Annotated in this window: 24 protein-coding genes; 12 read left to right on the forward strand and 12 right to left on the reverse strand. The window is 70.7% G+C overall.

All coding sequences use genetic code 11. The annotated features are described in order from the left end of the window. Window positions 1–5 precede the first annotated feature (5 nt). The 5 genes from OG904_RS01485 to OG904_RS01505 form a co-directional block, all read right to left on the reverse strand. A complete protein-coding gene (locus OG904_RS01485; RefSeq protein WP_405486511.1) occupies window positions 6–2,459 on the reverse strand; it encodes a glycoside hydrolase family 65 protein in 2,454 nt (817 codons plus the stop codon). After that, a complete protein-coding gene (locus tag OG904_RS01490; RefSeq protein WP_405486513.1) occupies window positions 2,456–3,211 on the reverse strand; it encodes an HAD family hydrolase in 756 nt (251 codons plus the stop codon). The genes OG904_RS01485 and OG904_RS01490 overlap by 4 nt, the downstream gene beginning before the upstream one ends. Next, window positions 3,208–3,888: a helix-turn-helix domain-containing protein gene (locus tag OG904_RS01495; RefSeq protein ID WP_405486515.1), complete on the reverse strand. Its 681-nt coding sequence runs from the start codon at window positions 3,886–3,888 to the stop codon at window positions 3,208–3,210. Before OG904_RS01495 ends, OG904_RS01490 begins: the two co-directional genes overlap by 4 nt. 167 nt (window positions 3,889–4,055) lie before the next feature. Then, window positions 4,056–4,484, reverse strand: coding sequence for a DUF1003 domain-containing protein (locus OG904_RS01500; protein WP_405486517.1), 429 nt, complete (start codon window positions 4,482–4,484; stop codon window positions 4,056–4,058). Between the two features lie 309 nt (window positions 4,485–4,793). Then, a complete protein-coding gene (locus OG904_RS01505) occupies window positions 4,794–5,996 on the reverse strand; it encodes an IS110 family transposase (protein WP_405486519.1) in 1,203 nt (400 codons plus the stop codon). A 206-nt stretch (window positions 5,997–6,202) separates the two neighbouring features. Here OG904_RS01505 and OG904_RS01510 point away from each other — a divergent pair, with 206 nt between their 5' ends. Next, the gene (locus OG904_RS01510; protein ID WP_405486521.1) at window positions 6,203–8,566 is read left to right on the forward strand and encodes a phosphoketolase; all 2,364 of its coding nucleotides are present in this window, start codon (window positions 6,203–6,205) and stop codon (window positions 8,564–8,566) included. Window positions 8,567–8,677: 111 nt separating this feature from the next. Next, complete coding sequence (locus OG904_RS01515; RefSeq protein ID WP_405486523.1) at window positions 8,678–9,163, forward strand: Crp/Fnr family transcriptional regulator; 486 nt, start codon at window positions 8,678–8,680, stop codon at window positions 9,161–9,163. A gap of 45 nt (window positions 9,164–9,208) precedes the next feature. Here the strand turns inward: OG904_RS01515 and OG904_RS01520 are convergent, their stop codons facing one another. The 3 genes from OG904_RS01520 to OG904_RS01530 all read right to left on the reverse strand — a co-directional run bounded on the left by OG904_RS01520 (window position 9,209) and on the right by OG904_RS01530 (window position 11,889). Further along, the gene (locus tag OG904_RS01520; protein WP_405486525.1) at window positions 9,209–11,257 is read right to left on the reverse strand and encodes a M60 family metallopeptidase; all 2,049 of its coding nucleotides are present in this window, start codon (window positions 11,255–11,257) and stop codon (window positions 9,209–9,211) included. Window positions 11,258–11,470: 213 nt separating this feature from the next. Next, entirely contained in the window at window positions 11,471–11,611 is a 141-nt protein-coding gene (locus tag OG904_RS01525; protein ID WP_405486527.1) for a hypothetical protein, read from the reverse strand. After that, window positions 11,608–11,889 carry a hypothetical protein gene (locus tag OG904_RS01530; RefSeq protein WP_405486529.1) on the reverse strand — a complete coding sequence of 94 codons (282 nt, stop codon included), beginning with the start codon at window positions 11,887–11,889 and terminating at the stop codon, window positions 11,608–11,610. Before OG904_RS01530 ends, OG904_RS01525 begins: the two co-directional genes overlap by 4 nt. Window positions 11,890–12,070: 181 nt before the next feature. Between OG904_RS01530 and OG904_RS01535 the strand changes: the two genes are divergently transcribed. From OG904_RS01535 to OG904_RS01545, 3 genes are all read left to right on the forward strand, one after another. Beyond that, the gene (locus OG904_RS01535) at window positions 12,071–12,706 is read left to right on the forward strand and encodes a CBS domain-containing protein (protein ID WP_405486531.1); all 636 of its coding nucleotides are present in this window, start codon (window positions 12,071–12,073) and stop codon (window positions 12,704–12,706) included. 406 nt (window positions 12,707–13,112) lie between these two features. Beyond that, window positions 13,113–13,469 (forward strand): PRC-barrel domain-containing protein, encoded by a 357-nt coding sequence (locus tag OG904_RS01540; RefSeq protein WP_405486533.1) that lies wholly within the window; start codon window positions 13,113–13,115, stop codon window positions 13,467–13,469. A 37-nt stretch (window positions 13,470–13,506) separates the two neighbouring features. Further along, a complete protein-coding gene (locus OG904_RS01545; RefSeq protein WP_405486535.1) occupies window positions 13,507–13,677 on the forward strand; it encodes a hypothetical protein in 171 nt (56 codons plus the stop codon). A 108-nt stretch (window positions 13,678–13,785) separates the two neighbouring features. Here the strand turns inward: OG904_RS01545 and OG904_RS01550 are convergent, their stop codons facing one another. The 3 genes from OG904_RS01550 to OG904_RS01560 form a co-directional block, all read right to left on the reverse strand. Further along, a complete protein-coding gene (locus OG904_RS01550) occupies window positions 13,786–14,859 on the reverse strand; it encodes an HTTM domain-containing protein (protein WP_405497696.1) in 1,074 nt (357 codons plus the stop codon). Between the two features lie 43 nt (window positions 14,860–14,902). Beyond that, window positions 14,903–15,655, reverse strand: coding sequence for a DUF5819 family protein (locus OG904_RS01555; RefSeq protein WP_405486537.1), 753 nt, complete (start codon window positions 15,653–15,655; stop codon window positions 14,903–14,905). Window positions 15,656–15,831: 176 nt separating this feature from the next. Beyond that, window positions 15,832–17,067 carry an ice-binding family protein gene (locus tag OG904_RS01560; protein ID WP_405486539.1) on the reverse strand — a complete coding sequence of 412 codons (1,236 nt, stop codon included), beginning with the start codon at window positions 17,065–17,067 and terminating at the stop codon, window positions 15,832–15,834. 393 nt (window positions 17,068–17,460) lie between these two features. On the opposite strand from OG904_RS01560, the gene OG904_RS01565 reads away from it, so the two are divergent. Further along, the gene (locus OG904_RS01565) at window positions 17,461–18,345 is read left to right on the forward strand and encodes a helix-turn-helix domain-containing protein (RefSeq protein WP_405486541.1); all 885 of its coding nucleotides are present in this window, start codon (window positions 17,461–17,463) and stop codon (window positions 18,343–18,345) included. A 687-nt stretch (window positions 18,346–19,032) separates the two neighbouring features. Here OG904_RS01565 and OG904_RS01570 read toward each other — a convergent pair. Further along, a complete protein-coding gene (locus OG904_RS01570; RefSeq protein WP_405486543.1) occupies window positions 19,033–19,998 on the reverse strand; it encodes a pirin family protein in 966 nt (321 codons plus the stop codon). 209 nt (window positions 19,999–20,207) lie between these two features. Between OG904_RS01570 and OG904_RS01575 the strand changes: the two genes are divergently transcribed. The 6 genes from OG904_RS01575 (at window position 20,208) to OG904_RS01600 (ending at window position 24,593) form a co-directional block, all read left to right on the forward strand. Then, on the forward strand, window positions 20,208–20,558 hold the full coding sequence (locus OG904_RS01575) for a tetratricopeptide repeat protein (protein ID WP_405486545.1): 351 nt from the start codon (window positions 20,208–20,210) through the stop codon (window positions 20,556–20,558). 149 nt (window positions 20,559–20,707) lie between these two features. After that, window positions 20,708–21,913 (forward strand): methyltransferase, encoded by a 1,206-nt coding sequence (locus OG904_RS01580; protein ID WP_405486547.1) that lies wholly within the window; start codon window positions 20,708–20,710, stop codon window positions 21,911–21,913. A gap of 64 nt (window positions 21,914–21,977) precedes the next feature. Next, the gene (locus tag OG904_RS01585; RefSeq protein ID WP_405486549.1) at window positions 21,978–22,754 is read left to right on the forward strand and encodes a MerR family transcriptional regulator; all 777 of its coding nucleotides are present in this window, start codon (window positions 21,978–21,980) and stop codon (window positions 22,752–22,754) included. A gap of 248 nt (window positions 22,755–23,002) precedes the next feature. Next, window positions 23,003–23,539, forward strand: coding sequence for a DUF6230 family protein (locus tag OG904_RS01590; RefSeq protein WP_405486551.1), 537 nt, complete (start codon window positions 23,003–23,005; stop codon window positions 23,537–23,539). After that, on the forward strand, window positions 23,530–23,943 hold the full coding sequence (locus OG904_RS01595) for a DUF6114 domain-containing protein (RefSeq protein WP_405486553.1): 414 nt from the start codon (window positions 23,530–23,532) through the stop codon (window positions 23,941–23,943). The genes OG904_RS01590 and OG904_RS01595 overlap by 10 nt, the downstream gene beginning before the upstream one ends. Further along, complete coding sequence (locus tag OG904_RS01600; RefSeq protein WP_405486555.1) at window positions 23,940–24,593, forward strand: hypothetical protein; 654 nt, start codon at window positions 23,940–23,942, stop codon at window positions 24,591–24,593. Before OG904_RS01595 ends, OG904_RS01600 begins: the two co-directional genes overlap by 4 nt. Window positions 24,594–24,606: the final 13 nt, after the last annotated feature.

Here is a 24,606-nt window from a genome sequence, read left to right on the forward strand (position 1 = left end):
CGGGTCTAGTCCCCGGGAAGAGGGCAGCGGGGCTGGTCCCCGGGAAGAGGGCCGTGGGTCTGCTCCCCGGGAAGCCGGAACCAGTGCTCGTCGCCGGCCGCCACCACGACGGCCTGTTCCCCGGGCAGCATGAGGGCCAGGGGACCTTGGCAGGATTCCGGCACGGTGATGCCGAACCTGCCGGGAAGCAGTCGTACGCGGACGCCACGGTGTCCCCGGTGGCAGAGCGTGAATGCGACGGGCTCGATCTCCCGCAGGGGGACGGGGTCGACGTACAGGCCTTCGGGGCCGGTCTCCAGGCCCGTGACTCCGCGCTCCGCGAGGTCGAGGGTGCCGGCCATGGCGCCCAGGTGGACGCCCTCGCCGGTGGTCCCGCCCTGGATGTCCGTGACGTCACCGAGCAGCACCTCCTCGCAGTACTTCCAGGCGTCCGGATCCTTCTGCCGGGCCAGCACCCAGCCGTGCACGAGACTGCTGAGCGTCGATCCGTGGCTGGTGCGCGGCAGGTAGTACGCGACGGTCGCCCGCCACACCGCGTCGTCGAGCCGGTAGCCGAGCCGGGCGAAGAGGCCGTACAGCTCGGCGGGCCGGAAGAGGTGGCCGAGCATGACCACGTCGGCCTGTTTCGACGCCTGGTAGCGGTTGACCGTGTTCCCTTCGGCTTCCAGGATGCGGTCGAGCCGGCGGACGTCGCCGTACCGGGCTCGGTAGGCCGCCCAGTCCAGCTCGGCCAGGTCTCCGTACCCCTCGAACTGGCTGATGACGCCCCGGTGGAAAGGGACGTACAGGCGGCGGGACACTTCCTCCCAGCGCTCGAGCGCTCCGCGGTCCAGGGCGAGCCGTTCGGACAGCTCCGTTCGGCGGGCGGGCGGCAGCTCGTCGAGCAGTTCGAGCCCCTGCTGGATCACCCAGGCGGCCATCACGTTGGTGTAGGCGTTGTCGTCGATCCCGGGATCCGCCGCCTCGGGGTAGGCGTCGTGGTACTCGTCCGGGCCCAGCACACCGCGGATGCGGTACCGCCCTCGCCCGGGGTCGTAGGCGGCGGCTCCGGCCCAGAAGTCCGCGATCTCCAGGAGGAGTTCCGCGCCCGGGCCGTGCAGGAAGCCGGTGTCCCCGGTGGCCCGCCCGTACCGGCAGACGTTCAGGGCTATCGCGGAGCCGACGTGGCGCTGCAGGTGCGAGTGGTCGGGCAGCCAGCGGCCCGAGCGGGGATTGAGGTGCAGGGCCTGGCTCTCCTCCTGTCCCGAACTCCCGCTCTGCCAGGGGAACATGGCCCCGTGCTGCCCTGCTTGCCGGGCGGCGTCCCGGGCGGCCGGGAGCCGCCGGTGGCGGTACATGAGCAGGGCTCGCGCGACTTCGGGGAAGTGCAGGGTGATGTAGGGCAGGACGAAGAGTTCGTCCCAGAAGACGTGGCCGCGGTAGGCCTCGCCGTGCAGGCCCCGCGCGGGGACGCCCACGTCCAGCTCCGCGGTGTGCGGGGAGAGCGTCTGCAGCACGTGGAAGGCATGGAGGCGCAGGATCCGGCCCGCCTCACCCGAGACGGTCAACTCCCCTTGCTCCCAGAGCCGTTCCCAGGCCGAGTGCTGCGCCGTGAGCAGCTCCGGGAATTCCGGGGCCCTCGAGGCGTGCTCGATCGCGCGCGGCAGGAGGTCTCCGGCCGGCCGGTCGAGGGAGGTGTACAGGGCCGCGGTCTTGACCACCGTCGCGGATCGCCTGGGGGCCACGGGCAGTGTGAACGTCTGCACCGTCCCGGCCGCGGTACGGCCGGTCACGGCGGGTGCGTCGGGGCGGGCGACCGTCCGGACGGCAAGGGCGATCTCCGTGTGCGAGGTGGTGGTGCGGCAGGTGATCCACCCGACTCCGTGCGGTGCGAAGCCCGTCCGGTGGTCCGTGAGGTGGTGGCCGTCGAGCCCGCCGTAGCGTTCCACTCCCGCGTTGGCCACGTCTCCGTCGAGCCCTGACTCCACTTCGACCAGGCCGCTCCAGCCGTACGCGTGGAACGTGGTCCGCTGAGCCGCGAGGTATGGGTCCCCCATGTGCACGATGCGGACGTGGGTGACGCCGAGGCGGCCGCCGTGGCCGTTCCGGAAGAGCATGTGCCGGGTGAGCGTTCCCCGGCGCAGGTCGAGCACCACCTTGTGGTGCAGCAGGCCGGGGTCGTCGGGCGTCAGCCAGTCGCCCGGGAGTCCGTCGTCGGTGATGCAGCGGTACCGCAGGGCCGTCCAGTTGGGCAGGTTGACCATGTCCTCGTTGTCGACCCGCTGTCCGGCCACGTGCGAGGTGAGCCGGTTGTAGCAGCCGGCGGCGTAGGTGGCGGGATAGTGCACGGGGCCCGCCGGGGTCTCGGGGGCCGCACCGCGCGTGGCGAACCTGCCGTTGCCCAGCGTGCACAGGGCTTCGACGAGTCGCTCCGTCTTGGGGTCGTAGTGGCCGTACTCCCACGTCCACGGGGCGGTCACGGCCCTGCCCCGCAGACGGTGTCGGCCACGGCGTGGAGCTCGGCCGCGACCAGGTCCGCCCCGTGTTCCCGTAGCGCCCGCGCGGTGGCGGGGCTCGCCGTCCGGTCGAGACCGATGACGAGGCCGAACCGGCCGCGCCGGCCTGCTTCGACCCCCGCGAGGGCGTCCTCCACCACCGCGGACCGGGCGGGGTCCACTCCGAGCCGTACGGCCGCTTCGAGGAACAGGGCGGGGTCCGGCTTGCCGGCCAGCCCCAGTTCGGCGGCGTCCGTACCGTCCACCACCGCGTCGAAGTAGCCCAGGAGGGAGGCTGCTGCGAGAAGTGGCCGGGCGTGCCGGGAGGCCGATACGGCGGCGCGGCGCACGCCGTGCGCCCGCAGCCGGGCGAGCGCCGGGGCGACGTCGGCGAAGGCCTCCACGGCCCCGGCTTCCAGCGTGCGTACGAACGCCGCCTCCTTGCGCGCGGCGACCGCCCAGACCGTGTCGTCCCCCGGTGCGCTGTCGGGGCTCCCGGTCGGCAGGTCGATGCCACGGGAGGTCAGGAAGGAGTTCGCCCCGTCCAGCCGGGGCTTGCCGTCGACCCACTGGCGGTACTCACGGTCCGCGTCGAAGGGCGGCTGCCTCCCGGTCCCGGCCGCGGCCCAGGCGGCCAGACAGCTGTCGAAGGCGGTCTTCCAGGCCGCGGCGTGCAGCCGCGCCGAGTCGAGCAGTACCCCGTCGGTGTCGAACACGACGGCAAGCGGGGCGCTCACCCGGATCCCACATGCCGGCCGGTGACCCTGGTCGGGGTCACGGTCATCCAGTGCGTACGGGGTCCGCCGGCCCAGGGCAGCGAGCGGGCGACGGAGTACAGGTGGCTGACCCGCTCACCGTCCGTGACGCCGGACAGCTCGCCGACGGCCATGATGCTCCAGCCTTCTCGCATCGCGTCGTCGATGTGGTCCACCTCGAAGGCGACCTCGGTCCCCGATGCCCCGGCGAGCCGGGAGTCGGCCGCCGTGCGGAAGGCGATCTCGTTTCCCACGACGACGTAGTTGACGGGGAAGACGGCAAGTCCTTCCAGGCCGGAGAACCCGACCCGGCCGATGCCGTGGGTGGAGAGCAGCCGGTGGCACTCGGCCTCGTTCAGCACCGTCGACTCGGAACCGCGCATCGAGGTCCCCATGCCGGGGGGACTGTCGGTCGTTCTCCCGGTCAGCTCGGCAACGGTGGTCTCCAGACCGTCCGCGAGACCCACGAGCATGCCCATGCTGGGCGCCGCCGCCCGCTCCTCCACGTAGGCGATGTACGACGCCGCGGCCCCGCAACGCTCCCCGAGCTCCTCACGGGTGATCCCCAGCTCTTCGCGGCGGGCGGTCACGCGTCGCCCGAGGTCGCCCCGGGCAGCCGGAACCTTGATCGAAGACGCGTCTGCCGTGGTCTCTCCCATGATCGTCACACCCTTGCGGTTCGTAGCGGGTACAGGAACTTTGACGCCGCACCGGGCGTCAATCCCAGGCTGTACCCGCCACCGGTGCCCGCCACAGGGCCGGACGGTCCCCTACCGGGGCCCGTCCGGGCCATGCGGCCCTCGCCTCGGGCCGGGGCAGGCCTCTTCTACCGCGCGGGAGGCCCGCCATCGCCGTCCCCTTCGGGAACCAGTCGGCGGTGGAGTTCCGTGGTCATCGCGTGGATGGCACGGGTCAGTTCCGTGTTGGTCTTGAGTTCCAGCTCCTGCTCGACGAAGTCGTGGTCGGCCTTCTCCTGCTGGAACGCCGCCTGCCGGTTCTGGCCGATCATCACGAACGTCGACAGGAAGATCGCCTCCAGGGAGACGACGAGCGTGAGCATCGGCCAGGGATTGGCCTCCACGAACAGCATCCAGAGAGCGAAGCCGATCGCGTGGAGGTAGACGAACGGCATGGAGCCGGCGAACTTCGTGATCGCGTCGGCGACGCGCAGCTGGACGTCGGCGGCCCGGTTCGTGCGGTGTGCGATGACGACCGGATGATGCCGCGCCTCGCCCTCGGCCTCGGTTCTCTCCATCTGCCTGCCTCCTCGGGACGAGCACCCTGACGCGGTCCTGCGCCCCGCATCGTCTCAAACCGTCCGCCGTTCCCGGCGTACCGCCGAGGCCTGCCGTCCGCCGGGAGCGACGTGATCCGCCAACGATCCGACTGCCCACACTCCACGCCCGGCCGAGGGTGCAGAAGGGGCCGACCGGCCCCCACGCAGGGGCCGGTCCTGCCCTTCCCCGCTCCGGTCCCGCGGGAGCACGGTTCGACCATCGGCTCAAGCATCGGCTCAACCGACGCATGCCCCGGCCTGCGGTTCGAAGGAGTCTCAATGACGAAGTCAAGCCGTCTGCGTGACCGGCGGAGCGGAGGTGAACTCCCTTCCATCACGCAGCAGCGCCCACAGCACGCTCGCTCTGCGGCGGGCCAGGGCGATGACGGCTTGGACGTGCTTGCAGCCCTCGCCGCGCTTCTTGAGGTAGAAGTCCCGGTTCGGGCCATCGCAGATGATGCTGGTCTGCGCGGACATGTAGAACACCCGTCGCAGACGGCGGCTGTAGCGCTTGGGCCGGTGCAAGTTGCCCGTCCGGCGGCCGGAATCCCGGGGAACCGGTACCAGCCCGGCCGCCGACGCGAGGTGACCGGCGTCCGCGTAGGCGGTCAGGTCTCCCGCGGCGACGACCAGCTCGGCGCCGAGTATCGGGCCTATGCCGGGCATCGACTCGATGATCCCGGCCTGCGGATGGGTACGGAACGTCTCGCGGATCTGCTTGTCGACGCGCTTGAGGCGATCGTCCAGCGCCAGGATCTGCCCGGCCAGGTCGGCGGTGATCTGTCCTGCAACGTCCTCGCCGGGCAGCACTGTGTACTGGGCTCCGGCCGCCTCCAGAGCGGTGGTTGCGACGGTATCGGCGTTACGGACGCCGCGTTTGGCCAGCCATGCCGTGAGCCTGGTCTGCCCACGCCGACGCAGGGCGGCCGGGGTCTGGAAGCCGGTCAGCAGCACCAGTGCACCCCTGTGGTTGCTGTAGTCGAAACCACGTTCCAACGAGGGGAAGATGCCGGTCAGCACGTCACGGAGCCGGTTGATCATCCGAACCCGGTCGGCCACCAGGTCCGAGCGATGCGCCGTCAGCAGTGCGAGGTCGGCTGCCAGCTGGGCAGGCACGTCAATCACGGCGAAGTCCCGCCGCTGACGGGCTGTCTCGGCGATGACGTAGGCGTCCCGGGCGTCGGTCTTGGCCTCGCCCCGGTAGGCACCGGACATGCGGTTGACGGTCCGTCCGGGCACGTAGACGGCCTGCTGGCCGTGCGCGGCGAGCAACGCCAGCAGCAGCGCGGAGGACGTTCCGGAGATGTCCACCGCCCAGCGGACCTCGTCGGCCAGGTCGAGGATCTCCCCGAGTGCGGTCAGGATCGCCGCCTCGTCGTTGTCGATCTTCTTCGACCACAGGGTGGTGCCGGATTCGTCGACCACTGCCACCCAGTGGTGTCCCTTGCCCGCGTCGATGCCGGCCCAGAGCCGGGCTCGTCGCTCGTTCATCTACCCCTCCTCGTTCCACACGGCTTGCCGTCGGCCCGAGGGACACCCCGCTGTCATCTCCGTAATCAGCGACCGAAGCGCACATCTCAATCAGCAGCCAGGGCGCCCAAGAGAGCCGGGCGGCCACTCCTTCGAAGCCACTGAAGGCAGAGCCTCATCAGCCACACCCGGCCCTCTCGGGCCGCCTAACAACTTACGGAGCACTCATGACGACCACGTACCGGATCGCGGAGCTGGACGCGCACTGGCGCGCCGCGAACTTTCTGGCAGCCGGCCAGATCTACCTCATGGACAACCCGCTGCTCGCCGAGCCGCTGCGGCCGGAGCACATCAAGCCGCGGCTGCTCGGCCACTGGGGCACCGCCCCCGGCCTGAACCTCGTCCACACCCACCTGAACCGGGTGATCAGGGAACGTTCGTTGGAAGCCCTGTGCGTCTGGGGACCCGGCCACGGCGGTGCGGCCGTCCTCGCCAACTCCTGGCTGGAGGGCACGTACAGCGAGACCTACCCGGACATCGGCCGGGACGAGGACGGGATGCGCAAGCTGTTCCGCCAGTTCTCCTTCCCCGGCGGCGTACCGAGTCACGTGGCGCCGGAAACACCGGGCTCCGTCCACGAGGGCGGTGAGCTCGGCTACTCACTGGCCCACGCCTACGGGGCCGCCTTCGACCATCCCGGCCTGCTGGTGGCCTGCGTCATCGGCGACGGCGAAGCCGAGACGGGGCCGCTGGCCGCCTCCTGGCACTCGAACAAGTTCCTGGACCCGGTCCACGACGGCGCCGTACTGCCGATCCTCCACCTCAACGGATACAAGATCGCCAACCCGACGGTGCTGTCCCGCATCCCCGAGGCCGAGCTCGACGCGCTGCTGCGCGGCTACGGCCACGACCCCCTCTACGTCTCCGGCCACGACCCCGCCCTCGTCCACCCGGCCATGGCCAGAGCGATGGACCAGGCACTCGACCGCATTCACGCCATCCAGCGGGAAGCACGGGCCGCAGGCACCGATCGGGGCGGCGAGCGCGCCGGCTGGCCCATGATCGTCCTACGGACCCCCAAGGGCTGGACCGGTCCCGCGACCGTCGACGGCCAACCCGTCGAGGGCACCTGGCGCGCGCACCAGGTGCCGCTCGCGGGGGTCCGCGAGAACCCCGAGCACCTGAAGCAGCTGGAGAGCTGGATGCGCTCCTACCGGCCCGAGGAGCTCTTCGACACCCAGGGCGGTCCGACGCCCGCCGTACTGGCCTCTGTCCCGGAGGGCGAGCGCCGCCTGGGCGCGAGCCCGTACGCCAACGGCGGCCGGCTGCTGCGCTCGCTACCCCTGCCCGGGCTCGACGCCTGGGCCGTGCCCGTGGAGAAGCCCGGGAGCACCCTGAACGAGCCGACCCGCGTCCTGGGCCGCTACCTCGCGCAAGTCATGAGGGACACGGCGGGACGGCGGGACTTCCGGGTCGTCGGCCCGGACGAGACGGCGAGCAACCACCTCGACGACCTGTACGACGTGACGGGCAAGGCCTGGCAGGGCATGACCGAGCCCACCGACGAGAACCTGTCCCGCGACGGCCGGGTCATGGAGATCCTCTCCGAGCACGTCTGCCAGGGCTGGCTGGAGGGCTACCTCCTCACCGGCAGGCACGGCCTGTTCTCCACCTACGAGGCCTTCGCCCACATCGTCGACTCCATGGTCGGCCAGCACATCAAATGGCTCAAGAGCGCCCGCGAACTGAGCTGGCGCGCGCCCGTCGCCTCCCTCAACTACCTGCTCACCTCGCACGTCTGGCGCCAGGACAGCAACGGCTTCTCCCACCAGGACCCCGGTTTCGTCGACCACGTCCTCAACAAGAGCCCCGAGGTCGTACGGGTCTACCTGCCGCCGGACGCCAACACCCTGCTCGCCGTGGCCGATCACGCCCTGCGCAGCCGCGACCGCGTGAACGTGATCGTCGCGGGCAAGCAACCCTGCTTCGACTGGCTGCCCATCGGGGAGGCCCGCGCGCACGTGGCTCGCGGTGCGGGCGTCTGGGAGTGGGCGGGGACCGACGACGGCTGCCGCGAGCCGGACGTCGTGCTCGGCTGCGCCGGGGACGTGCCCACCATGGAGGTCCTGGCCGCCTCGGCCCTGCTCCGCGAGCACCTCCCCTCGCTGGCCGTCCGGGTCGTCAACGTCGTGGACATCGCCCGGCTGATGCCCCACGAGGAGCACCCGCACGGCATGACCGACACCGAGTACGACGCCCTCTTCACCACCGACAAGCCGGTGGTCTTCGCTTACCACGGCTATCCGTGGCTGATCCACCGCCTCGCCTACCGCCGGACCGGCCATCCGAACCTGCACGTGCGCGGCTACAAGGAGTCCGGCACCACCACCACGCCCTTCGACATGGTCGTGCGCAACGACCTCGACCGCTACCGGCTCGTCATGGACGTGATCGACCGCGTCCCCGGCCTCGCCGGCCGCGCGACGACCCTGCGCCAGAGCATGGAGGACCGGCGGATCCGCCACCACGACTGGATCCGCGCCCACGGAACCGACATGCCCGAGGTCACCGACTGGTCCTGGCCCTACTGACCGGCCGCCCGGCGCAGAACACGGGCCCCGGGTCCGGGAGGGTACCGAACGGCCCTTCCCGGGCCTGCCGCCTACGGCGGAGGGTTGGACGGACTCGAAAGGAGAACGGCAATGAGCACCCCTTCCTTCCAGCGGCTCACCTCCTCCCCCGACCGCTTCACCCGCGCGCTGTCACCGGAGCACCGCGGCAGCCTGCTGGCCCTGGCCCACGAGGCGAACTTCCCGGCCGGTGCACGCCTGTTCAACCAGGACGGGCACACCGACCGGTTCTGGGTCGTCCGAACGGGCAGAGTCGGCATGGACGTGCACGTGCCCGGCCGGCAGGCGGCCGTGGTCGAGACGGTCGGCCCCGGCGAGCTGGTCGGCTGGTCGTGGCTGTTCCGTCCCTACACCTGGCATTTCGGTGCCGAGGCCATGACTCCGGTGCGTACGGACGAGTTCGACGCCGCCGCGGTGCGGACGCTCATGGACTCGAACCCCGCGCTCGCCTCCGCGATGTGGCAATGGGTGGGTCAGGTGCTCGCCCACCGGCTCGTCTCCGCCCAGGTCCGACTGCTCGACCTGTACGCGCCCTACGGCAGCGGAAGCGGTATCTGAGACCCCGCCGGGTCCTCCCGCAACGGGGAGCCGGTCCCGTGGCTCCTACAGCGTGAGGGGAATCAGTCCGCCGTCCTTGATGCGGAACCTCTGGGTTTTGGCGCCCGTCGGTGCGGGCTTCCCCGCGTCCCAGCGCAGGAGCCGTGCGGGCTCGGCGTGACGAATTTCGAGTACGTCCCCGTTCTGGTACTCGATTCCGTCGAGGGCCTTCACGAGTGCGGCACTCGTTTCGTTGCCGGCCATCGTCTCGTCCGCGAGCACGGTGCCCCCGGCGGTGATGTAGCGCGCCGCCGCGTACTCCTCGTCTCCGAAATAGGTGTGGGCCTGGTTGGAGGACTTCACGATCGCGCGGATGCGCCCCGCGACCGTGTCCATGGCGATGACCGCAAGCTCGGTGTCGCCGAGCCCTCGTACGGAGAAGTCCGAGCCGTGCACCACGTCCACCGCCGCGTAGACCGCGTTCGGAGTCCCGTCCGGTCCGACGACGCGCTGCAGGACGGTGCCTGCCGCCGTACCGATGCTGAGGGCCTGGACGAGCGCCGGATCCGACGAGGCGCCTCCCACGACGCACACCGTCGGCGTCAGGCCCTTCCCGGGAGCGCGTACGCCGAGAGTCGCCGCCCCGGAAACCGTCAGCGTCACTGCCGGGGGCTGGTAGGTGACCTTCCGCTCGATCACGGCTTTGGTACTGTCGAGGGTTTCCCAGATGTGGTTCCGCAAGGCCGGGAGCGCCGCCATACGTTCACCGGTGTCCGCGGTGAGGGCGAAGCCCCAGGCGGCGAAGAACGGGCGGAGATCACGCTGCGCGGTCTGGGCCGCGAGCGTGGCGAACCGCTGCGTCATGGCGCTGGGGCCCGACGCGATGGGCGTCCCGGACCGCGCCTCGACGCGGTCCGTCTGTGCCATGCGGGCGTAGAAGTCGTTCCCGAACGCCAGCGTGAGCTGGTCGAACATGCGAAGGCGCACCCAGACGTCGCCACTGTCGAACTGGCGCTCGGCATCGGGTTTCGCGAGGAAGTTCTTGGCCGCGGTGACCATGCCGGTGCCGTCGAGGCGACTGCGCTGCCCCAGCTCCCTCTGCACCGAGAGCGAGGTCAGGTTCACCGTGACCTCACCGAGCCCCGACCAATTCACCAAGCCGGGCTGGTAGGTGTGGCCGATCTCGTGCCACAGACCCCACTGGCTGGTGACCGGGTTCTTGAACAGGTCCGCCGCCGCACCGGTGTTGAGCTGGAACGTGACCCGGTCGTGCGTGGCGCTGGCATATCCGGACCCGGTGTCCGGACTCGTGATCCGCACCCGCTGGTCCGCCCGCTTCGTGAGGCCGGAGCCTTCGCGCGAGAGACCCCATGTGCGGTCCGCGATTTCGACCACTCGGTCGATCGAGGCGGCCCGGTTCCCGATGTCTCCCTTCGCGAGACTGTTCGAGATCGAGGGGCGCTGCATCTCCGCGATGAACCGGTCGCCGATGATGACGGCGAAGGGAGCCGTCGAAGCCGCCACCTGGGCGTCGAAGGCTGCGGGCGTGGTGGTGCCGAGCACGAAGGTGGGTACCGCCTGGCCTCCGGTGACGACCACGTGCGTGGTCCGGGTACCGGCCGCGGAGCCGTCCGTGAGGTTGACCAGACCGTCCTGTGCGGCGGTGACGGTGTTGGTCCCCGGCTGAAGGGTCTGCACCACCGGGGTCTTCGCGACACCGCCGTTCAGGTTCTTGTAGACACCGTCGACGCCGACGCGTACCGAGAGGCCGGTGACACCCGCAGGAACGGTGACGGTGAACTTCTCTCCTTCGGCCACGAACCGGCCGGCGGGCTGGAGGACGGAGTGCCGCAGCGAGCGGCGCTCGACCAAACGGGCCGCTTCGGCGCTGCCGAGCGCGCGGACATCGAGCTCCGAACGGTCCTCGGAGACGACCGGCCCGTACGCCGGCCGGGCGGCGGCAGCGGCCACGGCGGCGGGGGCGGCCACTGCGGTGGGGGCGGTGAAACCGCCGAAGGCGCGGGCTTGCACGACCGACACCCCGGGCGCGGTCACGGCCAGCGCAACCGTCACCGCGGCCATCACGAGCCGGCGCGACAGCACTGATTTACCCACCGTCAACTCCTCCGAAAAGCAAACCGACCGCGCGACCGATCCGTCGCATTGGGGAGAGTTAAGCACCGCCCCTTAGTCGAACAATGAATCAACACGGAGGCATTTAATTCCCGCCGGTGGAAGCAATCCGCAGCCGGAACGTACCTCCGCGCGGCTCCGGACAATTCCTCCGCTCGGCCGATCTGCCGTTTCCCATCCGCTGTCAGAATTCCTTCATCGGGCCGACGAATTCGGCGCTCCGGAAACCCGGCGGAGGCCGCCCCGTCGGACCACGACCAGGGCCAACGCGTGCTCGGCCGCCTCGGCGAGGCACTCCACCGGGTGCCCGGTCAGCACCTCGTGGGTGAACTTCACGTCCGGGTACTCCCGCACCCAGCCCGCGGCCTCTTCGAGCGCCTCCGAGCTGGCCCCTGCCGTACGGCATCGTGCTGCGCGGTGTCGTCGACCATGTGCTCGGTGACCATGTGCTCGGTGTCGTGGGGCGAGGGCACGTGCGTGGTGCGTCCCAGGGTGGGCCCGAAGTACCCGGGCGACCGCCGCCCTCCCGTGACGAGCAGGTCCGCACGGCGGGACGCCTCGACCAGGACCGAAGCCACCGACACGGTCTTCTCGGCGTCGGTGTTCACCGTCAATACGGGAAACTCCTCGCGTACGCGGTCGGCGACGGCTTTCAGACCGCGGACCGCCGGGGACCGATCAGGCCCTACACAGGACCGTTCGGCCCTCGCACCGCGGGCGGACACGGCGGATGGTGGCTGGTGAGGGCGCTCCGCAAGGTGCGCTCACCGGCCGAAGCCGACAGGAGGGCCGCAGATGAAGCACGCCAAAGTCGGCTTCCTGATGACCGACGATGTCGTATCGGTCACCGGGCGGACTCCGTCCGCGGAGGTGGCCACGCTGCTCGTCGAGCACGACATCAGCGGCGTACCGGTCGTGGACTCGGACGAACGCGTCGTCGGGGTCGTCTCGCGGGCCGATCTGCTCACCCAAGACCACCTCACCGCCCAGGACTTGATGACCGCGCCCGCCGTCACGATCCACGCCGAACAGACCGTCACCGAGGCCGCCCGCCTCATCACCCGACGGGGCGTGACCCGACTGCCGGTCGTCGACGACGAGGACCGGCTGGTCGGCATCGTGACCCGTCGGGACCTGCTGCGCGTGTTCCTCCGCCCGGACCACGAGATACGCCGCGTGCTGGTCGAGGACGTGCTGGCGGACACGATGGGCATCGGCGCCGACGCCGTGAACGTGCGTGTCGTGGACGGGGTGGTCACCTTGGCCGGCCTCCTGCCCAGGAGCAGCCAGATTCCCGTCGTACTCCGGCTCGCCGGACAGTTGGACGGCGTGGTCGCGGTCATCGACCGGCTCACGGCCCACTCCAACGACACCCGTCCCCGTACGCGCACCGCTCCGCCGGACCGCAGCGCCGAAGACGTACTCCGCTGATCCAGGCTGTGGACCGTTGGCCCCGGGGCCCGGCGGGTCCGGCGGGTCCGGCGGGTCCGGCGGGTCCGGCGGGCCCGGCGCCGAGCCCCCGGGCCAGGGTCCGCACCGTTGGGTTCGGCGCAGCGCTCACCTCCGCCCGTCTGCCCCAGCCCGAATCGATGGCTTGATCAGCGACGAGGTCGGCAGCCGGCCCGCCGCCGGTTCGGAGACAGGGCCGGTTGGTCCCGCACGGGGCCCCGACAGGCCCGTCCGGCCGGGCCGTGAAGGTGTGATGGTGGATGGCGGGGCCTCCATCGCCGGGGTGGAGCCCCGAGCGTCCGGCAGAGCCCGGTGATTTCAACTGCGCCCCATCACGTCAGCTGCGCAGACGGTCCAGAGCACGAACTCTCCCCGAAGGGTCGAGCAGATGATCCAGGCAGCCGACATCCGCGAGTGGCGCAACCACGACGTCACGGACCCGGACGGACACAAGATCGGCGTCCTCGAAGCCGTCTACGTCGACACCAGTACGGACGAGCCGGCCATGGCCACCATCCTCACGGGCCTTCCCACCCGCCGGCGCCTGGTCTTCGTTCCCCTCGACAGAGCCATCGTCGGACCCGGCTACCTCAAGGTGGCCTACATCAAGACGACCGTGCGCAAGTCCCCTGCCATCGGCACGGATTCCGTCCTGCCCGCCGAGGACGAACAAGCGATCTTCGAGCACTACGGCATGCCCTACCAGCCCGGCGCCAACGGCGAACGACAGCTCGCACGCCGCTGACCGACACCGCCGCCACGACCAAGGAGGCGTCCGCCCCATGGCGGTCTTCCTGTTCCTGATCCTGATCGCCGTCGTCCTCGGCCTCATCGGAATCGTTGCCGACGGCCTGGGCTACCTCCTGGTCATCGGCATCGCCCTGCTCACCGCCGACGTGGCCTTCTTCACCGCCCGCTGGGTCCGCCGCTCCCGCGACCGCGCCATCCGCTAGGGCAATGCCACGACCGGCGGGGCGCGGCGACCGTGCCCGTCACCGGGTAACGGAGCGGTTCCTTCGGGACTCTGGTGCCATATGGCGCCAGGGGCGGCCCGTGGGGGGCTACGGATGGCTGCGTGACCGCTCGCGGCATGTCGGGCCGGCCGGTTCGGGCTGAGCGGGGACGCGCGCCGGTCTTCCCGGGTCCGGCGCCGGTGTCTTCCTGGTGAGCGCCGGCCGGGTAGCGCGGGCCCACATCCGACCCACGGACTGGTAGAAGCGGTCCGGGAGGAACACGGCGTCGGCGACGATCATCACGCCTGAGAAGAGCGGCAGTCCCAAGAAGACGGCGATTCCCACGTGCAGGCCCAGGAGCATGGTCAGGACCGGGTACTTGAGCCGCCCGAACAGGACGAACGGGAAGGCGACTTGGAGCAGTACCGTCAGGTAGCCGGCGACGGCGATCAGGATCGGGTGCTGGTCCAGCATGAGGGACAGCGCGGGCCAGGGCCTGAACAGTTCGAGGTTCAGCACGTAGTGGAGGGCGGTCCCGTTGCCCCATGAGCCGCCCTGCACTTTGTACAGGCCCGCGGACCCGTAGAGGAAGCAGACCTGGGCGGCGATGACGAACATGGCGCAGTTGTGCAGCACGGTGCCCGCGCTCCGGCGGAGCTCGTGGAACCGGGGCCGCGGACGGGGCCGGGTCCGGGCCGTTGCCCGGGCCGTTGCCCGGCCCGGCTGTCTGCGCGCGTCCAGGGACCAGTGCCGGCCGCACGCGGTGAAGACGAGGTAGACGGACATGAGGAGGATGAGGTTGTCGCCCCCGTCCGTCATGAAGATCGCCCGGGCGTGGAACGAGGCCACCATGACCGCGAACAGCACGGATACCGCCCTGGTCCGCCATCCCAGCATGAAGAGCACGGAGATGAAGACGGCGGCCGCGTAGCAGGCCTCGAAGTACGCCCGGCTGTCGGACAGGGTGAGGACGCTGGCCCAGCCGGTCTGGCCGAACAGCTGCTCGGCCAGCGCGGGCGTCCAAGGGGAACCCGGCCCCCAGATCTCCTCGCGGTGCGGGAACTCGCGCAGCAGGAAGAGGAGGTGGAGGAGTCCGTACCCGATGCGGAGGACGGCCGCGGCATAGAGGGAGACCGGGCGTTCGATGAGCAGAGTGAGGAGCGAGCCCATGCGGTCGAGCATCTGGGTCCCCGGCGGGCGGGCGGGCGTGCCGGCGGGTGTCTGATCAGTCCGTTCCACGGGGGGCCACCTTCCACCAGGGCAGATTACGGATGTCGACCGGTGCGGCGGCGGGCCCGGGCGGGCGGGTGCCACCTGCCGCGTTCGGGGCGGGGATGCGGAGCGTGGTCACCCGCAGCTGGAGGGAGTCGAACGAGCCGCGCCGGTGGGCGGCGACGCGATCCGCCGCGATGTTGCGCAGGTACGTCCGCATCATCACGGCCCGGTCCGAGCGCGGCTGGTCATCGGCGCCGAATGCTTCGAGGTAGGAGCTCCAGGCCCGGCGCAGCATGTTCTGTGCCGTGTGGCTCGGGAAGGGGTTGTGCTCGATGGCGGACGTGTCCACCGCACTCAGGTCGAACCAGCCGCTGACCTCCACGGTGCCGTCGGGCTTCGTCCGGCTGGTCCTCGCGGAGATCTGCCGGTTGACCGAGTCCGGATCCGGGGCGAAGAGCCGCCAGTTCTGCTCGAACAGGGGATAGACCCATGCGTTGACCGGCCTGCTGTACAGCTGCGAGACCGGGTTCGGCGGTGCCACGTGGAGAAAGACCAGGAGGACATGGACCAGCGCCAGTGCCAGACACAGGACGATGGCGGCCCCGGCTCCTGCGCTCAGCGGGCCGCGCGGGCCCGGATCGCCCCTGTACGCGTGCGGGCCGCCGCCCCGGTCGAGGACCGCCGGCCCGGTCTCGGAGTGCTCCGACTCCTCCACGTCCACTGGCTCGACACCACCCAGCACGGCCTCACCCGGCCTTCCCATCGCGGTTTCCCCTGGCTTGCGTTCTTTCGGCTCCTGCTCGGGCGGCGTACGACGGGCTCGAGGTGTTCCGTCGTACGCCGCCGTCCGCCTCGTGCGGGCGGGCGACCGCTGCGGCAGTCAGTCCGCTGCGGGCCGCGCGGGATCCGCTACCGCGGCCCGTACCGCGGAGCGTGCACTCACTCTGCGCCGCCGTATCCGCCGTATCCGCCGTGCTCTCCGGGCTGGTCGTGCTGGTCGTGCTCGGCGTGGTGGTCGTGCCCGGGCTTGTCCTGCTCGCCCTGGTGGTCGTGCCCGGGCTTGCCGGGCTTTTCGTGACCGGGCTTGCCCGACTGGTGGTGACCGGGCTTGCCGGGAGGCTGGTGGCCGCCTCCCCCTGTTGCGCCGCCCAGTGTTCCGCCCGTGACCGGGCCCGTGGTGCCGCCGGTGGTGGTCCCCGCGACCAGGCCGCCGCCCGTCGCTCCGCCCAGTACGCCGCCGAGCAGGCCGCCGCCCGTCGTCGCTCCGCCGAGCACACCGCCCAGAAGGCCTCCGGTGGTGGTGCCGCCGGTGGCTGTGCCACCCGTCGCGGTGCCGCCCGTCGCGGTGCCGCCCGTACCGCCCGTGGTGCCGGCGATCAGACCGCCGGTGACCAGGCCTCCCACCGTGCCTGCGGTGGTGCCGCCGGTGGTGCCCGCCGCACACGTGGCCCGGGTGATCCGGTTGGTGTCCAGGGTCACGGCCTCGGTGATGGCCAGCGCGCGACCGTCGATGGAAGCACCCGTGGTCACGGTGATGGCCGCCCCGGCCATGATGGTGCCCACGAAGGTGGAGTTGGTGCCGATGGTCGCCGAACTCCCGATCTGCCAGAAGACGTTGCAGGGTGCCGCGCCGTTGACGAGGAGCACCCGACTCGCGGAGGCCGTCGTCAGACCCGAGCCGACCTGGAAGACCCACACCGCGTTGGGGTCACCCTGCGCGTCCAGGGTGAGGGTGCCGGTGAGCCCGAGCGTGGACGAGGCGGTGTAGACGCCGGGCACCAGCGTCAGACCGCCGGCGTCCGGGGGAAGAGCACCGTCCGTGGCCTGGCCGGCGGCGTTGTTGTACGCCGCGACCAGGTCGGTCTTGGCCTGCTGGGCCACGGAGTCCGCGGAGTGCTGGGTGCCGAGCACCCGGCCTGGCGGGAATCCCGAGATGCTCGTTCCGGGGTGCACCCCGAGGTCTCCGGTGACCACGGAGGGGCCGGTGTTGGTGACTGCCGCGCCGGCCAGCACCGCGAAGCTGGTGGCCGTGCCGAGGGGTACGGGGGTGGCGAGCGCGTCCGCCCGGTCCGGCGTCACCGCAACGACCGCGGAGGCGATCACCGTGGCGAGCACCGTCGCGATCCAGATCGGCGTGGTGCGCCGTAGCGCCGCGCCAGAGATGTTCAGCGTCATCGAGGGGCCAACTCCTGTTAGTGGATGGTGGCGTAAATGACGGTCCCGGTCGCACAGGACCGCCTCGCTGTCGCTGGCATATTACGCAGAAATTTTCACCCCGCTGGGATTCGTTCGGACGGTTCCGCGCGATTTGCAATTCATGCGGATCGACAATCACATAAAGGCTTGAGCTGACCTATTAGGCCTTGTAGGGGAAATGATGATTCCTGTGATCCAGCGAATCCCGGTTCCCTGAATTCACGACGTGGCGGCAGGTGGGAACCGGTCGGCGACACCGCTGCGCAGGGCCGCATCCCGCTCACGACACGGCACGGAGGCGGTTCGGACCGCCCCTGGAACATGGCAGTCTGCTCACTGGAAAAAGGATTCTTGAAACGGAGGAAACGCCCCGTGGGCGTCAACACCAATCCCGTCACCAGTCGGCGCCGACTGGGGTCGGAGCTACGCCGGCTGCGCAAGATCAGCGGAATGACGACCCAGCAGGTGGCGGCGTGTCTGCTGATCTCGCAGCCGAAGATCAGCCTCCTGGAAAACGGCCACCGCCTCATCAAGCCGCGCGACGTGCGTGACCTCTGCCGGCTCTACGGAGTCCAGGACGAGCAGCTCCTCGACGACCTGATGCGCCTGGCCGGCGACTCGAGCGTGCAGGGATGGTGGGACGCCTACGGCGACATCCCGTACGGCACCTACATCGGCCTGGAGGCCGAGGCGGCTGGGATCCGGACCTACGAGGCCCTGGTGATCCCGGGCCTCCTCCAGACCCCCGGCTACGCCCGGGCGGTCATCGCAGGAACGGTCCCTCACGCAACGGCCGAGCAGATCGCCACACGGCTCGCAGTGCGACTGCGACGCCAGGACCGACTGAACACCCCGGGCGATCCGCTGCGCCTGCAGGCCGTACTCGACGAATCGGCACTACGGCGTGTCGTGGGCAGCCGCGAGATCATGCGGGAGCAGCTGGAGCACCTCAACCATCTCGGCTCCCAGCCGCACATCACCCTGCAGCTCCTCCCCTACGAGGCCGGGGCGCACCCGGGTGTCTCGGGGCAGTTCTCACTGCTCGATTTCGCCGACAGCACCAATGCGAGCATGGTGTATCTGGAAAGGTTAGCCAGCGACCTCTACCTGGAAAATCGATCCGCCGCGCAGCCCTACAGCGATCTGTACGCGCGATTGCAAGCCGAGGCGCTCTGCCCGGACGACACCCGCCAGTTCATCACCCAAGCTGTCAAGGCATACATCGGCACGGAATTCCTGCCGGACCCCCTCTCCTGAATCTGCCGCGCCGCGCGTACCGGATCGGGCCAAGCATTCGGCGAGGGCAAGGCCGTCGGTGGTCATCGCGCGGCCCCGAGCCGGGCGAGCAGGGTCTGGTTCGAACGTCCCGGTGTAGTGGCCGCGCAGGACGATCCTCGCGGTGATCTTGTCCCCCTTGCCCAGGCAGGCCACGGCTGCCGCCAACGCGATTGCATTCCATGTGTTCCTCACGCCCCCAGGACGCCCGGGAACAGGTGAGGTTGCCGATCCCCGGGCTCGCAGCGTGCCGGTGCACCGGACGCCCGGGGTGCTGCGCAAGAACGCACCGACTTCAGCCTGTTCCTCGCCGCTGAGCCACGACGGCGGGTCGGAGACGACGCGGAACCGGCAGGTCGCGGCGAGGTAGGCGATGACGTGGCGTCAGGGGTCCCCTACGCGACGAGACCCCTGACGGACCTCGTTCCAGGCTCCTTCCCGACGGCCGGAGGCCATGCCGCGAACTGACGAGCCATCACCAAGGCCGGCATTCGGTCAGCGTTGATCCCGGCAAAGCTGACCGCAGGTGATCACACACGGGAGACGCCGGGAGGCCGGCGAGGGCCTCCGGGGGACCTCGCCCCTCCCTCCCGCGCGACGATCTCCGCCGGAGCTCCAGCCTCTCGTTGGCCAGTCCCGACCGATCGACCTGATCAAGAAACACGCAAGTCAGCGCACCCGCCCACGCGCTTTCAGCGGCCCCGGCGGGAGCTGCGGCGCAGGGATCGGGGGGCCGTCGTAGCCCTTTACCTCGCCGTAGCGGGTGCCTTCCATCCAGTCCTTGCGGAACTGGACGATCTCCTCGTTGGAGCGTCCGATCCAGTTCCAGAACATCACGATCTCCTCCTCGAACGGCTCACCGCCCAGCAGCATCAGGCCGGCGTCCGAGAGGGCGCGCAAGGGGAGGTCCCGGCGGCCGCAGCCGAGGTAGAGCATGGAGCCCGGGAGGAGGGGGACGCCGTCCACGTGGGCTTCGCCCGACATCGACAGGACCGCGTACTCGAAGTCCGGGTCCAGCGGGAGCCGGGTTTCCGTGCCGGCCGCCAGGGTCAGGTCCGCGCCGACGATCGGGCTGTACGTGGATCCGGGCGAGGTCGCCGAGTCGAGGGTGCCCAGGATCACGGTCGCCGTCAGGCCCGGGGCGCTGACCTCCGGGAGCTCCGCGTGGTGCTGGAAGTGCGGGTCTACGTCGCGGTGCGCGTCGGGGAGGGCCACCCACAGCTGCGCGCCATGCAGGAGGCGGGCGTGCGGGCGCGGGCTCTCCTCCGAGTGGCTGATTCCGCGGCCGGAGGTCATCAGGCCGAGCTCGCGCGGGCGTACCGTCGCCAGGCTGCCCACGCTGTCGCGGTGCAGCACCTCGCCCTCGTGGAGCCAGCTCACGGTCTGGAGCCCCGAGTGCGGGTGGGGCGCGACCTGCATACCGGGCTCGTCGGCGATGTCGTCCGGGCCGTAGTGGTCGACGAAGCACCAGGCGCCGACCATGCGGCGGCCCAGGTTCGGCAGGAGTCGGCGTACCTCGGTGGACGCACCGAGCTTGACGGTGCGCGGGCTCAGGAGCTCGCGCACAGGCTCGGCCACGACGAAACCGCGGCCGCCGCAGGTGGAGAGAGCGGGCTGGCGATCGAGATTGCTCATACCGCACAACCTAGTCCCGCCGCCGCCTCCGCGGTCATTGGAATGTACGTCCGGATCCACGCGTTGGAGCAGGCGGACGGAACAGCCCGGCGGAACGGTCCGGCGGAGCGAGATGACGGAGCGAGCTGACTGAACGGTCCGGCGGAGCGGCGGACAGCGCCGCTGCCGCGGCAGCCGTGAACAGTCACCCGATTGGCGGAAGGGAACCGATGAACGCGCAGCAGGGCTACCTGGAGCACGGAACCGCGGCCGAGCGCTGGGACCGCGGTCTGCTCTTCTTCGAGGCGAAGGAGTACGCGAACGCCGCCCGGGTCCTGGACGGCGTGGCCGCCTCGGCCCCCGAGCTGCTCGCCCCCCGGCTGCTGCTGGCCCGCGCCTACTACCACTCCGCCCAGCTCTCCCGGGCCGAGCTCGAGCTGCGCGCCATCCTGGACCGCTGGCCCGTCGAGGACTACGCGCAGCTGATGCTCGGGCGGACCCTGGAGCGCCAGGGCAGGGCCGCCGAGGCGGCTCCCTACCTGCGGATCGCCGCCGCGATGGCCGGGGATTTCCCGGAGTAACCGGTCCGGAGCCGGTCCTGGGCCGGTCGGGGGCCGGTCGGGGGCCGGGCCGCGCGGTCCGCTCCCCGGTGCCCGTCCCCACTCTCCCGGACCGCCCCGGCCCCGCCCGTGCGGGACCGGGGCGGTCCCTCGGTTAGCCTGGGGACAATATGAACCGTCTGACCACGCCCTTCGGCTCCTACGAGCTCGCCCGCTTCCCCGAGGACCCGCGCGACCGGCTCTTCGCATGGGACGCCGCCGACGAGTACCTGCTCCGCCACCTCGAATCCGGTACGGGCGAACGCGGCCCGGTGGATCTGGCCGGCGCCGGGCAGATCACCGTGATCGGGGACCGCTGGGGAGCGCTGACGACGGCGCTGGCCGCGCACCACCCCACCCAGATCACCGACTCCATCCTGACCCGCTCCGCCACCGCGGCCAACCTGGACCGCAACGGCATCGGGACCGCCAAGAGCACCGTGACGCTGCTGACGACGCAGGACGCGCCGCCGGAGCGGATCGACGTGCTCCTGGTGCGGGTGCCCAAGAGCCTGGCGCTGCTCGAGGACCAGCTGTACCGGCTGGCCCCGCACGTGCACGCCGGCACCGTCGTCGTCGGCACCGGCATGGTGAAGGAGATCCACACCTCGACGCTGCGGCTCTTCGAGAAGATCCTGGGTCCGACGAAGACCTCGCTGGCCGAGAAGAAGGCCCGCCTGATCTTCTGCACGCCCGGGAACCCCGGAGCCGCTCACCCCAGGACCGACGGGCCGTGGCCGGTGACGTACACCGTCGACCAGCAGGCGGGATCGGGCTCCGGTCTCACCGTCGTGAACCACGCCGGGATCTTCTGCGCGGACCGCCTCGACGTCGGCACCCGCTTCTTCCTCCAGAGCATCCCGACCAATACGGACGGGGCCCGCGTCGTCGACCTGGGCTGCGGCAACGGCATCGTCGGTACGGCGGTCGCGGTGGCCGACCCGGACGCCGAGATCGTCTTCACCGACGAGTCGTACCAGGCGATGGCCTCGGCGCAGGCCACGTACCGCGCCAATGTCCAAGGGCGCCTGGACCGTGCCGAGTTCCTCGTCGGGGACGGCGTCTCGATGCTGCCCCCCGGTTCGGTGGACCTGATCCTCTGCAATCCGCCCTTCCACTCCCACCAGGCGACGACGGACGCGACCGCGCTGCGCATGTTCGCGCAGTCGCGCAAGGCGCTGCGCCCGGGTGGCGAGCTGTGGGTGGTGGCCAACCGCCACATGGGGTACCACACCCATCTCCGCCGCCTCTTCGGCAACAGCGAAGTCGCCGCGAGCGAGCCGAAGTTCGTGGTCCTGCGGGCGGTCAAGCGGCGCGAGCAGCCCCGCGGCGCGTGACCTGCCGGTACGCCCCTTCGGTAACCCGCCGGTAGGTCCGCCGTCACGTCCTACACTCGGCCGCGTGAGCAGTCAGGTGGATCAGGGTGCGAGCGTCGGCGGGCGCTACCGCCGGGAGGACGTGGCCCGCGCGGCCGGGGTCAAGGTGCGCAACCTGCGCTACTACCAGGAGCGCGGGCTGCTCCCGCCGCCGCGCCGTGAGGGCCGGATCGCCTGGTACTCCGACGACCACCTCACCCGACTGCGCCTGATCAGCGACCTGTTGGGGCGCGGCTACACCGTCAACGGCATCGCGGAGCTGCTGGCCGCCTGGGAACAGGGCGGCGGACTGTCCCAACTGCTGGGTCTGGAGCGGGAGATGACCCGCGACTGGGAGCAGGAGGACTCGGTCACCATGTCCCGCGCCGAGCTGCGCGAGCTGTTCGGCCCGACCGCCTCCCCGCAGGACACCCGGCGGGCGGCCGAGCTGGGCTACGTGACGATCGAGGGCGACCTGGTCACGCACCGCAGCCGGCGGCTGCTGGAGGCGACGCTCGCGCTGGTGCGCGCGGGGGTGCCGCTCGGTGAGGTCCTGGACGTGGGGGTCTTCGTACAGGCACAGGCGGCAGCGGTCGCGGACCGGTTCGTCGCGCTGTTCAGCGCGCACGTGATCGGCGCGGAGGGGCTGGAGCAGCTTTCGGCCACGCGCCTGCAAGACATCACGGAGGCGGTGGCGGCGCTGCGTCCGCTGGCGGGCGAGGTCGTGGCCTCCGAGTTCGCCCGGGCGATGGCCCGGCGGGTGGACGCCGAGGTCGCCGGCCTGCTCCGTACTGAGCTGCGCGCGGAGCCTCCCGGGGCGTGACCGCCCAGTAGGACTCGGCCGAAAAGGTACGCCCGAGCGACCTTGCCAACCCCCATTGGCACTCTTACATTCAACTCGTCGGTAACAACGGTGCACAGCCGAACATAAGGGACGATCTCATGGCAGATTCCCCGAAGTTATCCGAGAGCTCACCAGAACCGCCCACCACACGGAGCGACGGAAGAGCGGGCCGTGAGGGCCGGGTCCGCTGGCGCCGCTTCGCCCTCCTGACCGTCCCCGCCGTCGCCGTGACCGCCGGCCTCGGCATCGCCCTCGCGCAGGGCGCGCTCGCCGCCTCCTTCGCCGTATCGGGGCAGCAGTTCAAGGTGTCGGCGAAGAGCCTGCAGGGCGAGGGCTTCGCCCAGTACGGCAGCGTGGACGTCAACGCCCGCCAGGAACTCATCCCGGTGGCGGTCACCGCCATCAGGGAGGCCAAGCTCAACAGCCTGTGCCAGTCGGTGGTCACCACCCTCCCGATCATCGGCGACATCTCGCTCAACCTCACCGCCGGCCAGAAGGCCCCGGTCGAGGCGAGCAACCTCTTCGTCGACGCCACCCAGCTGTCCGGCGACGCGGTATTCACCAATATCGAGATCGGCCGCGACGCCTCCACCCTCGACAAGGGGCCGGCGGAAGCGGTGGGCATGCAGGACCTGTTCGCCCAGCAGGCCGACACCGTCAGCATCACCGATCTCCACCAGACGGCCTGGGCCACCAACGCGGGCACCTTCAAGCTCACCGGGCTCAACATGAACATCAGCAAGGGCAAGAAGGAATGCTTCTGACCCGCTGGCGGCGGTGGCGGCGCGGCCGGCCGTTCTGGGGCGGGCTCTTCGCCGTCCTCGCCGGGGCCGAGATCTGTGCCCTGCCGCTGGCGCCACTGAAGATCATGCTCCAGCAGGGAGTGGCGGGGATCCCGTCCGTCCTGATGGGCATCGTCATGATCGTTCTCGGGCTCACCGCCTGGTTCTCCCCATCCCAGCGCAGCCTGGCCGGCGTCCTCACCACCCTCATCGCCACCGCCGCACTGGTCCTGTCCAACCTCGGCGGGTTCCTGATCGGCACCCTGCTCGGCATCCTCGGCGGCGGCCTGATGTTCGCCTGGCAGCCGTACGGGGCCCAGCCCGCGACCACGCCCCCCACGTCCGCTCCCCCGCAGCACCACGACCCCCAAGGAGCACAGCCATGAGCCGTACGCGCACCACCCTCGCGCTCGCCGCGGCCACCGCGGCCGGAGCCCTGTCCCTCGCCACGGTCTCCGCCACCGCCGCGCCGTTACCCCTGGCCGGGTCGACCACCGTCACCCCGGCCGGGCACGCCTTCAAGGCCACCCTCAGCGGGAAGGCCACTCTCAAAGCCGGTTCGGTCACGGTGACTTGTACGGTCTCCGTGTCCACCGGCACGGTGCCGGCCGCCCCCGGCAACCACAACGCGGCCGGGCCCGTCTCGTCCCCGATCTCGCCGCCCACGTACAGCTCCTGTACCTCCAGCATGCCCGGCGTGACCCCCACGGTCACCACCAGCGGAGCCTGGTCGGTGTCGATGCAGAACGGCTCCCCCATCACCGCGACCATGACCGTGCCGACGGGCGGGCTCGTCGTCCACACGACCGGCCTGGCGGTCTGTACGGTCATCACCGCCCCCTCCGGACCGGCGAGCGTCGCCGGGAGCTGGACGAACGGCGCCCCGCCGAGCCTGACCTTCACCAGCGCCTCGGTGCCGGTCACGGTCACCGGCAGTTTCGGCTGCCCGACGAGCGCGAGCTCGTCCGCCTTCACCGCCGTGTACAAGGTCACCGACACCACCGACCCGGCGCAGCAGATCACCGTCGGACCCTGACCCGCCGGACCAC

Origin of the sequence: Streptomyces sp. NBC_00096, from assembly GCF_045041305.1 — a bacterium.
In the GTDB taxonomy this organism is placed as follows: Bacteria; Actinomycetota; Actinomycetes; order Streptomycetales; family Streptomycetaceae; genus Streptomyces.

Excerpts from the sequence above, each read along its gene's own strand:
- OG904_RS01575 (WP_405486545.1), top strand. The coding sequence starts at position 20,208 with ATGAACGCGCAGCAGGGCTACCTGGAGCACGGAACCGCGGCCGAGCGC.
- OG904_RS01535 (WP_405486531.1), top strand. The coding sequence starts at position 12,071 with ATGAAGCACGCCAAAGTCGGCTTCCTGATGACCGACGATGTCGTATCG.
- OG904_RS01595 (WP_405486553.1), top strand. The coding sequence starts at position 23,530 with ATGCTTCTGACCCGCTGGCGGCGGTGGCGGCGCGGCCGGCCGTTCTGG.
- OG904_RS01570 (WP_405486543.1), bottom strand. The coding sequence starts at position 19,998 with ATGAGCAATCTCGATCGCCAGCCCGCTCTCTCCACCTGCGGCGGCCGC.
- OG904_RS01555 (WP_405486537.1), bottom strand. The coding sequence starts at position 15,655 with ATGGGAAGGCCGGGTGAGGCCGTGCTGGGTGGTGTCGAGCCAGTGGAC.
- OG904_RS01505 (WP_405486519.1), bottom strand. The coding sequence starts at position 5,996 with ATGAACGAGCGACGAGCCCGGCTCTGGGCCGGCATCGACGCGGGCAAG.
- OG904_RS01600 (WP_405486555.1), top strand. The coding sequence starts at position 23,940 with ATGAGCCGTACGCGCACCACCCTCGCGCTCGCCGCGGCCACCGCGGCC.
- OG904_RS01560 (WP_405486539.1), bottom strand. The coding sequence starts at position 17,067 with ATGACGCTGAACATCTCTGGCGCGGCGCTACGGCGCACCACGCCGATC.
- OG904_RS01580 (WP_405486547.1), top strand. The coding sequence starts at position 20,708 with ATGAACCGTCTGACCACGCCCTTCGGCTCCTACGAGCTCGCCCGCTTC.
- OG904_RS01540 (WP_405486533.1), top strand. The coding sequence starts at position 13,113 with ATGATCCAGGCAGCCGACATCCGCGAGTGGCGCAACCACGACGTCACG.
- OG904_RS01510 (WP_405486521.1), top strand. The coding sequence starts at position 6,203 with ATGACGACCACGTACCGGATCGCGGAGCTGGACGCGCACTGGCGCGCC.
- OG904_RS01515 (WP_405486523.1), top strand. The coding sequence starts at position 8,678 with ATGAGCACCCCTTCCTTCCAGCGGCTCACCTCCTCCCCCGACCGCTTC.
- OG904_RS01550 (WP_405497696.1), bottom strand. The coding sequence starts at position 14,859 with ATGCTCGACCGCATGGGCTCGCTCCTCACTCTGCTCATCGAACGCCCG.
- OG904_RS01500 (WP_405486517.1), bottom strand. The coding sequence starts at position 4,484 with ATGGAGAGAACCGAGGCCGAGGGCGAGGCGCGGCATCATCCGGTCGTC.
- OG904_RS01495 (WP_405486515.1), bottom strand. The coding sequence starts at position 3,888 with ATGGGAGAGACCACGGCAGACGCGTCTTCGATCAAGGTTCCGGCTGCC.
- OG904_RS01545 (WP_405486535.1), top strand. The coding sequence starts at position 13,507 with ATGGCGGTCTTCCTGTTCCTGATCCTGATCGCCGTCGTCCTCGGCCTC.